The organism is Gemmobacter aquatilis, from assembly GCF_900110025.1.
Taxonomy (GTDB): domain Bacteria; phylum Pseudomonadota; class Alphaproteobacteria; order Rhodobacterales; family Rhodobacteraceae; genus Gemmobacter; species Gemmobacter aquatilis.
In genome coordinates this window covers 295,410-302,563 of sequence record NZ_FOCE01000005.1, presented here as the reverse complement: position 1 = coordinate 302,563, position 7,154 = coordinate 295,410, and the positions used below count along the sequence as shown (strand labels likewise).

Genomic DNA, 7,154 nt, shown 5'->3' with positions numbered 1-7,154 from the left:
GGGCGTTGCTGTTCCACCTCTTGAGCAAGCTCTACGAACGCACAAGCGTCATCATCACTACAAACCTCAGCTTCAGCGAATGGGCAACCGTATTCGGCGACGCCAAGATGACCACCGCCCTGCTTGATCGTCTTACCCACCGCTGCCACATCCTTGAGACCGGAAACGACAGCTTCCGCTTCAAGGCAAGCTCAGCAGTAGCCAAAACGAAAAGGGAGGCCACGCATGCCTTGACCCCAGCATAACCCGCAGAACATAACCTTCAGGCGGGTCAATTCTCGATGAAAACCCCGGGTCACTTCTGGGTGGAAATCAACATTCCTGCGGCAAGATCGTGCCCGCAGGCCGCCCCTGCGCCTGTCAGATCGCCAGCACCCGTGCCCGGGGCCGTCGCCATGATGCCACCCGCCCGAACAGCCGCCAGCGCGGCTATACGCGCCAATGGGAAAAGGCCCGTGCCGCCTTCCTTCACCTGCACCCGACCTGCGCCCTGTGCGGCGCTGCGGCGGTGGTGGTGGATCACATCACCCCGCACCGGGGCGACAAGGCGCTGTTCTGGAACTGGAACAACTGGCAGGCCCTGTGCGGGCACTGTCATAACAGCGTCAAGCAACGCGCCGAACGGGCGGCAGCATGACCGCCAGCCCGGAACAGAGCCTTTGGCAAGATGTGCTGATGCGCGCCATCACCGATGCCCGGCTGCAACCGACGCGCAAGCCGCTGGGCGAGAATGCGGTGTCCGAAGCCCTTGACGCCCGCCGTTATCTGACCACGCCAAGCAAAGACCTTGCCATGGTCTGCCTGTTCGCCGGTGTGGACATGGAGGCGCTGGTGGACCGGATGCGGGTGCAGGTGGCGAAGGCGCCGAAGGTGGGGTGAGAGGTGGTGAGCCGTAATCAGTCTTGGTAAGATGACGACCTTATGCCCGCCATCTCTGCGCATTCACTTAGTATTTTTCTGTGACGGTGAAAGACATTAAGAAAATCAGTTGGCCCGTAAGAGGGGATGTATTGAGCGGCCTTCTGCAGCTCCAGAGTTAGATAGTCAATCATTGGTGAAAGTCGATTCGCAATTTCCGCTCGATCAATCCCGTTCTCACTTGCAATCAGCACAGGTAGATCATCAATGAAATAGTTGATGTATTTTTGATATTCCAATTCAGCTTCTGCCGTTACGTCTAGGAATACTGAGATTTGTTCGAATTCCGACTTGTGCGAGAGGGTGGAGCTAAAAACAATAGCTACAGCGCCACAAATTTCGTAATCATCCATTTTCATTAATTCATTAGCAAAGGAGGTATTTGCAGTAAGGCTAAGCAGGAATGCAAGCGTGGATTTTTCTAATACCATTGTTTCTGCCTGTGTATCAATGGGGTGTAAGTATCGACATGATGTAGGTATTACGAAGGGAGGCCAATCGCAAGCGGATTTATGCCCCCCACACACAGGTGAGAGATCAGGCCGTCATGAGGCGGGAGAGTGAACTGGTCCGGCGCTCTAATACGGCACTCTAAGAAAATCTGGCGCATTGAAAAGAACAACTGGCAAGAGATGCTGTTTCGAACGATCACCGATGCGCGGTTGAAACCTTCGCGCCACAATGTAGCCGACGATTTTGTGTCGGAAGCCATGGGCGCCTACCGCTACCTGACCACGCCAAGCAAAGACCTTGCGATGCTGTGCGCCTTGGCCGGGGTGGATATGGGGGCCTTGGTTCAAAAGATGCAAAACAGAGGTTCGCTGAGTCTCACATATTGGCCGCCGCTATAGCATATCCAAACGGATGAGACTTGTATTTCTCTGAGAACGCGCCTGAGACGGAGGAATGAATAATTGTCGCTAACGCACCTGCAAAAAACGCAGTGTCAATTTCCGCACCAGCGAGATATGTAACACCCGCAGGCCACAAGCCATTAGTTGCAAAGCTAAATGAAAGATCACGAAGAAGCGGCGCGCCCCATTTTTCCCCGTATACCTGCTGAACTTCTGCAAGACTTCGTCGCAAATCGGAAAGTGATAGTTCTATTGCTGATTGGTCTTCATAGTTATTGATGTATCGTGAAGCTATTGAGCTGACTTCAGTGTGAAGACGGTTTAGCTGATCCTGTCGCTTTAGTTTGAAATCCAATAGGTCTTCATACGGAACGCTGCGGTCTGGCACTGGAAGCGCATTCTTTAGCTGGACTTCGATAGATGACATCCTTCCGCCTGATGAAGCTAGGAAAGGATGTGTTTGCGATACAACGCTAGACGCCGAAGGCAGGCAAGGCGGAAGCACGGACCAAACTTGCCCTTCACGCTCATTGAGGAGAGAAATTTCAGCCGAGTAACGTTGTATCATAGCGGGTATTTCACCCGTATGAAATGCATTGACGGATTTAATATCGAAACTCTCCGCTACGCCAAGACGTAGCATTTCTTCCACTGCGGCGTCGTATTCAGGCGCCATCCCGCGAGTTGCTATCGGTGCATAAACCTTATCCCAATATAGAATTGCAGATGGTGCTATGTTCAGGAATGGAATGTCGCCATAGGTGAAAAATGAGGTTCCATTTTTTCCCCTTTCAAACCCTACTGGAGGTATCAAGACGCCGCGTTGCACCAATATACTCCTGCTAAACACTCATGTTTGACGAAGATTCGTGATTTATTCCTTGGTTAGTTCACCAACATAGGACCGTATCGCCTCTGTAAAGCTTACTGGAAATGACCTAATTTTAGTCATGCCGAAAACAACAGCCGCTTCTGATTCAGGTGATCGGCCAATTGAGAGATGGCGTTTGCCATCGCCTACCAGTGTTCCGTCATTCTGTAGATATAAGGTGCAGACTCTTCCAGACGTTATATGTTTTCCAACAATGACTTCACTATATTGTTGTTTCCAAGCATTGGTCCCTTTCCGTGGTGGCATCTTTCTTCCTCTAAACTAGTGAACGTGGGGGTAGGTTATACATTTGCGTGTATGAAGGGAACCGGCGTGTGGTCCAGCGCACAAGACAGGCCCGAGTATAACTTTTCCTGATGAATCCAGCGTGTTATATCATAACAAGTGATGAGTGCTTGTTGTGAGTAACCCGAATGCCGCTTTCCCTCGCCCTTGTCCGGGCACATCTAAACCTTGACGACGACCGCGACGCCGATCTGCTGATCCATTACTGCAGCGTCGCCGAAGCGTGGGTGCAGGCCTATACCGGCCTGCCCTTTGACGCGGGTAACGCGCTGATGGCGCAGGCGGCGCTGCTGATGGTGGCGCACCAGTATGAAGCGCGCGAGGCTGTCACCTTTGCCAGCGCTTACCAGCTTCCGTTCGGGGTGCATGATCTGCTGTCGCCCCTTAAAACCCGCGTGACCGGCTATCAGCCCGAACCCGAGGCTGCATAATGGGCCGCTATGTGAAAGGCTCCGAGGCGCTGACCCGGCGCATGAAGGCGATGCCGCAAGCGGTTCTGGAAGCGCTGAACCCGGCGCTTGCCAGATCGGTGCAAGAGATCGCCGCCGACGCCAGCGCCTTGGCCGAAACGTCCTGCCGGTCTGGTGCGCTGATCCAGTCTATTGAAGCGACCGCACCGGGCGAGACAACCCCGGCCTATGCGTCAGACGGGGGCCGCCGCACGGCAGGGGACGGGGAGGCCTTCGTCACCGCAGGCGAACCCGGCGCCCGGCATGGGCATCTGGTGGAGTTCGGCACCGACGCCCGCCAGCACCAAGACGGCACCAGCACCGGCACAATGGCGGCGGAACCCTTCCTGCTGCCTGCGTGGCGGCTGAACATGAACCGCGTGAAGGCCCGGCTGCGCCGGGTGATCCGTGCCGAAGTGCGAAAGGCCGCGAAATGATCGAACCGGGTTTTGCGCTGCAAGCGCTGATCGGGGATAGGCTGGCGGCTGATCCTGACATTACCGCGCGGGTGAACCCGCTGAACATCCGCGCCGGGATGATCCGGCCTGACCAGATGCCTGCCATTGTGCTGGCGCCTGCGCGGGTGCGGTTCCTGGGCCATGCGGATGGTGGGCAGATCATGGCCGAGGTGCGGCTGTTGCTGCATGTCTGGGCGGTGGAGGATGGCGCGCAGGCGCAGGCGGTGGCCGGGGCGGTGATGCGGGCCATGATGGATGCACCCGAGGCCGAGGGCTTCGCAATTGACGCTTGGACGCGGCCTGAACTGGTGTGGATGCGCGACCCCGACCCGGCGCGGGCGCATACCCAAGGCGTGATCGCCCTGACTGCGGTTCTGCGGTGGAGGGCGGCGTGATGCAAAGCGGAAAGCTGCAACACCGGATCGAATTGCAACGGCAGACGGAAACCCTCGGGCCGGGGCGGGTGCCGGTGCAGACATGGGCGACCTATGCCAGTGGCAAGGCCGATCTGCGCCAAGCGGGCGTGTCAGAGTTCCTGACAACCTACGGTGAAGGCGTGACGAACAATGCCGTGTTCCTGCTGCGCTGGCTGCCGGGCGTGTCCGTCGCTGATCGGGTGCTGCACGGTGGCAAGGTCTGGAACATCGTCGCCATTGCCGAGATCGGGCGCCGCAAGGGCTTGGAACTGCGGGTGGTGGCGGCATGAGCAAGCATCTTCGCGGGGTAAAGCCCAAGATCGCCGCCGATCAGGAACCCTTGGCACGGGTGCCGAAGGCGCCTGCTTACTTCGGTGCCCATGCGCGGGCGGAATGGAAACGGGTGCTGCCGGTGCTGGTGGCCCGGCGGGTGATCTGTGCCGCCGATCTGGCGCAGGTGGAGACCTATTGCTGCATGGCCGGGCTGGTGCGCCAGATCGAGACCGAACGCCAGCTTGCGGGCGGGGCGGTGGATGTGAAGCTGTTCGGGGTGCAGAACCGGGCGGCACAGACCGCGCGCCAGATCGCCGCCAGCCTCGGGCTTGATCCTGTCAGCCGGGCGCGGCTTGGTATTGTCAGTGATAGCGAGACGCCCGACGCCAGCCCGAACCCGCTGGATATCTGACCATGGCGGCACCTTCCACCTTCCCGACATGGGTGTTTGACAATAGCCCCATTCCTGACCCCCTCGGGCATGGCGAACGCGCGGTGCAATTCCTGCGCGCCCTGCGCCATATCAAGAGCGATCAGCCGGGCCGGGCCTTCACTCTGTATAACTGGCAGGAACGGATTGTGCGGGCGATCTATGGGCCGCGTGATGCCGATGGCGACCGGATTGTTCGGCGGGTGTTTTTCTTCATTCCGCGAGGCAATCGCAAAACCACGCTGGCCGCCGCCCTTTCCATCTTGCACTTGATCGGGCCGGAAAAGGTGCCGGGCGGTGAACTGGTGTTTGCGGCCTGTGACAAGAAACAGGCCGGTATCGCGTTCAAGGAAGCCACGAACATCATCAAGCTGGACAAGCGCCTTGGTGCCGTGACCAAGATCATTGACCAGCGCAATGCCGCCAAGGAAATCGAAAGCCATATCCCCGGATTCGATTCAAAGCTGGAAGTCGTTTCTTCGGATGGTGCGCGCCAGAATGGCGGCACCCCGACCTTTGCCCTGTGTGATGAAATTCACGCATGGAAAGAGGCCGCCGGGCAGGAAATGTGGGAAGTGCTGGAATCCGGCGTTTCAAAAACCCGGAACGGGCTGATTGTGACGGCCACCACGGCGGGGCGTGGCGCCGAAGGCTTCGCTGCCGATCAATACGCTTATGCCCGTGACGTTGCCATGGGAAAGGTGCATGACCCTTCGGTTCTGCCGATCCTGTTTGAAATGCAGGATGGTGACGATTGGACCGACGAAACGGTTTGGCATCGCTGCAACCCCGGCCTGCAATACGGGTTCCAAGACCTGAAAGACCTGCGGAACAAGGTGAACCGGGCGAAGAACATGCCTTCGGCGGCCTATGGGTTCCAGCAATACCATTTGAACAAGTGGCACGGAAATTCGCGTGATCCGCTGTTCGACCTTGCCACCTATGACGCCCGCGCCTTTGCGGATGACGACGCCGACCTGGACCAGCTTCCTGCCTATATCGGGGTGGACATGTCGCAATCGGGCGACCTGACCGCTGTTGCCATCGCCTTTCGCCATGCCGATGGGCAGGTGACGCTTCGGAATACCTGTTTCGTGCCCGAGGCCGATCTGGCAGGCCGGGCGCATCGCGACCGCGCGCCTTACCGGGAATGGGCCGATGCAGGCTTGATCCAGCTTTGCCCCGGCGGGGTGATCGACCAGAAACAGGTTGAAGACCATGTGCGCGACCTCTGCGCCCGCTATGATGTGCAGGAAATCGCGGTGGACCCGGCCTTGGCGCGGGTGCTGTCACAGAACCTGTCGGATGATGGCCTGCCGGTGTTCACCCATCCACAAAGCGCTGTCATCATGTCAGAGGCGACCGGGAACCTGATCCGCACGGTTCATGGCGAGATGATCCGCCATGACGCTGACCCGGTGCTGCGGCTGCACTTTGACAATGTGGCCGTGTCCACCAATCCGCAAAGTGGGCTGGTGCGGATGCACAAGCAACGCTCCACGGGCCGCATTGACGCGGCGGTGGCATCCGTGATGGCGGTATCCCGCGCCGTGACCGCCCATCACAAGAAATCCCGCTATTCAGACCCGGACGTTCTGGGGCTGATGCTGTTGTAAGAGGTAATGAGTATGGCAGAGGCCGATATGATGGGGCTTATCGTCAAGCTGGAGGCGCAGACGCGCCAGTTCCAGCGCGACTTTGCCCGCGCGACCAGCATTCACCAGAAGGCTGCGGCGCAGATGGAACGCCGGGCGAAGGAAAGCGCCGAACGGATGGGCGCGGCCTATGGATCGGTGGGCAGTCGCATCGCCGCCGCCTTGGGTGAGATTCAGCTTCCGGGGCTGGGGGTGGGTCTGGCCGGTCTGGCCGGTGCCGGTCTGGGGGCCAGCCTTGGCATCGCCGCCGGGCAGATCAGGCAGACGGTGCGGGGGATTGCCGAGATCGGCAACGAGGCCGCGCGGGCCGGGGTGCAGGCAGAGGCCTTCCAGCGCTGGCAGTATGTGGCGGAGCAGAACCGTATCGGTGTTGACGCGCTGGTGGACGGGTTCAAGGAACTGTCGCTGCGGGCGGATGAGTTCATCATCACCGGCCAAGGCCCGGCGGCAGAGGCTTTCGAACGGCTGGGCTTCAATGCGACCGATCTTGCCGCCCGGCTGAAAGACCCTTCGGCGCTGATGCT

Annotated in this window: 12 protein-coding genes and 1 pseudogene; 11 read left to right on the top strand and 2 right to left on the bottom strand. The window is 58.8% G+C overall.

Going from position 1 to position 7,154, the window contains the following annotated elements; translation table 11 throughout:
• From BMX43_RS11455 to BMX43_RS11445, 3 genes are all read left to right on the top strand, one after another.
• Positions 1-245 (top strand): ATP-binding protein (locus tag BMX43_RS11455; protein WP_175482092.1); only part of this gene is annotated, 245 nt, incomplete at its 5' end.
• Positions 246-334: 89 nt separating this feature from the next.
• Positions 335-637 (top strand): HNH endonuclease, encoded by a 303-nt coding sequence (locus tag BMX43_RS11450; RefSeq protein ID WP_245749449.1) that lies wholly within the window; start codon positions 335-337, stop codon positions 635-637.
• Positions 634-879 (top strand): hypothetical protein, encoded by a 246-nt coding sequence (locus tag BMX43_RS11445; protein ID WP_091301433.1) that lies wholly within the window; start codon positions 634-636, stop codon positions 877-879. The genes BMX43_RS11450 and BMX43_RS11445 overlap by 4 nt, the downstream gene beginning before the upstream one ends.
• Before the next feature lie 17 nt (positions 880-896).
• Here BMX43_RS11445 and BMX43_RS19510 read toward each other — a convergent pair whose 3' ends face one another.
• A complete protein-coding gene (locus BMX43_RS19510; protein ID WP_139201573.1) occupies positions 897-1,349 on the bottom strand; it encodes a hypothetical protein in 453 nt (150 codons plus the stop codon).
• 129 nt (positions 1,350-1,478) lie between these two features.
• Between BMX43_RS19510 and BMX43_RS11440 the strand changes: the two genes are divergently transcribed.
• Positions 1,479-1,769, top strand: a complete 291-nt coding sequence (locus BMX43_RS11440) for a hypothetical protein (protein ID WP_139201572.1) — start codon at positions 1,479-1,481, stop codon at positions 1,767-1,769.
• On the opposite strand, the gene BMX43_RS19505 is transcribed toward BMX43_RS11440, so the two are convergent.
• Complete coding sequence (locus tag BMX43_RS19505) at positions 1,747-2,601, bottom strand: DUF6236 family protein (RefSeq protein WP_139201571.1); 855 nt, start codon at positions 2,599-2,601, stop codon at positions 1,747-1,749. The two genes, BMX43_RS11440 and BMX43_RS19505, sit on opposite strands and share 23 nt — an antisense overlap.
• A 476-nt stretch (positions 2,602-3,077) precedes the next feature.
• Here BMX43_RS19505 and BMX43_RS11435 point away from each other — a divergent pair, with 476 nt between their 5' ends.
• The 7 genes and pseudogenes from BMX43_RS11435 to BMX43_RS19815 all read left to right on the top strand — a co-directional run.
• Positions 3,078-3,380, top strand: a complete 303-nt coding sequence (locus BMX43_RS11435; protein WP_091301429.1) for a head-tail connector protein — start codon at positions 3,078-3,080, stop codon at positions 3,378-3,380.
• Positions 3,380-3,835: an HK97 gp10 family phage protein gene (locus tag BMX43_RS11430; RefSeq protein WP_091301427.1), complete on the top strand. Its 456-nt coding sequence runs from the start codon at positions 3,380-3,382 to the stop codon at positions 3,833-3,835. Before BMX43_RS11435 ends, BMX43_RS11430 begins: the two co-directional genes overlap by 1 nt.
• A complete protein-coding gene (gene gp17 / locus BMX43_RS11425) occupies positions 3,832-4,251 on the top strand; it encodes a tail completion protein gp17 (RefSeq protein WP_091301425.1) in 420 nt (139 codons plus the stop codon). The genes BMX43_RS11430 and gp17 overlap by 4 nt, the downstream gene beginning before the upstream one ends.
• Positions 4,251-4,562 (top strand): head-tail adaptor protein, encoded by a 312-nt coding sequence (locus BMX43_RS11420; RefSeq protein ID WP_245749452.1) that lies wholly within the window; start codon positions 4,251-4,253, stop codon positions 4,560-4,562. The genes gp17 and BMX43_RS11420 overlap by 1 nt, the downstream gene beginning before the upstream one ends.
• Complete coding sequence (locus tag BMX43_RS11415; RefSeq protein WP_091301422.1) at positions 4,559-4,957, top strand: P27 family phage terminase small subunit; 399 nt, start codon at positions 4,559-4,561, stop codon at positions 4,955-4,957. Before BMX43_RS11420 ends, BMX43_RS11415 begins: the two co-directional genes overlap by 4 nt.
• A gap of 2 nt (positions 4,958-4,959) precedes the next feature.
• Positions 4,960-6,591, top strand: coding sequence for a terminase large subunit (locus tag BMX43_RS11410; protein ID WP_091301420.1), 1,632 nt, complete (start codon positions 4,960-4,962; stop codon positions 6,589-6,591).
• Positions 6,592-6,603: 12 nt separating this feature from the next.
• A pseudogene (locus BMX43_RS19815) lies at positions 6,604-7,154 on the top strand (phage tail tape measure protein); the annotation flags it as partial.

Excerpts from the sequence above, each read along its gene's own strand:
- BMX43_RS11445 (WP_091301433.1), top strand. The coding sequence starts at position 634 with ATGACCGCCAGCCCGGAACAGAGCCTTTGGCAAGATGTGCTGATGCGC.
- BMX43_RS19510 (WP_139201573.1), bottom strand. The coding sequence starts at position 1,349 with ATGGTATTAGAAAAATCCACGCTTGCATTCCTGCTTAGCCTTACTGCA.
- BMX43_RS11435 (WP_091301429.1), top strand. The coding sequence starts at position 3,078 with ATGCCGCTTTCCCTCGCCCTTGTCCGGGCACATCTAAACCTTGACGAC.
- BMX43_RS11430 (WP_091301427.1), top strand. The coding sequence starts at position 3,380 with ATGGGCCGCTATGTGAAAGGCTCCGAGGCGCTGACCCGGCGCATGAAG.
- gp17 (WP_091301425.1), top strand. The coding sequence starts at position 3,832 with ATGATCGAACCGGGTTTTGCGCTGCAAGCGCTGATCGGGGATAGGCTG.
- BMX43_RS11420 (WP_245749452.1), top strand. The coding sequence starts at position 4,251 with ATGCAAAGCGGAAAGCTGCAACACCGGATCGAATTGCAACGGCAGACG.
- BMX43_RS11415 (WP_091301422.1), top strand. The coding sequence starts at position 4,559 with ATGAGCAAGCATCTTCGCGGGGTAAAGCCCAAGATCGCCGCCGATCAG.
- BMX43_RS11410 (WP_091301420.1), top strand. The coding sequence starts at position 4,960 with ATGGCGGCACCTTCCACCTTCCCGACATGGGTGTTTGACAATAGCCCC.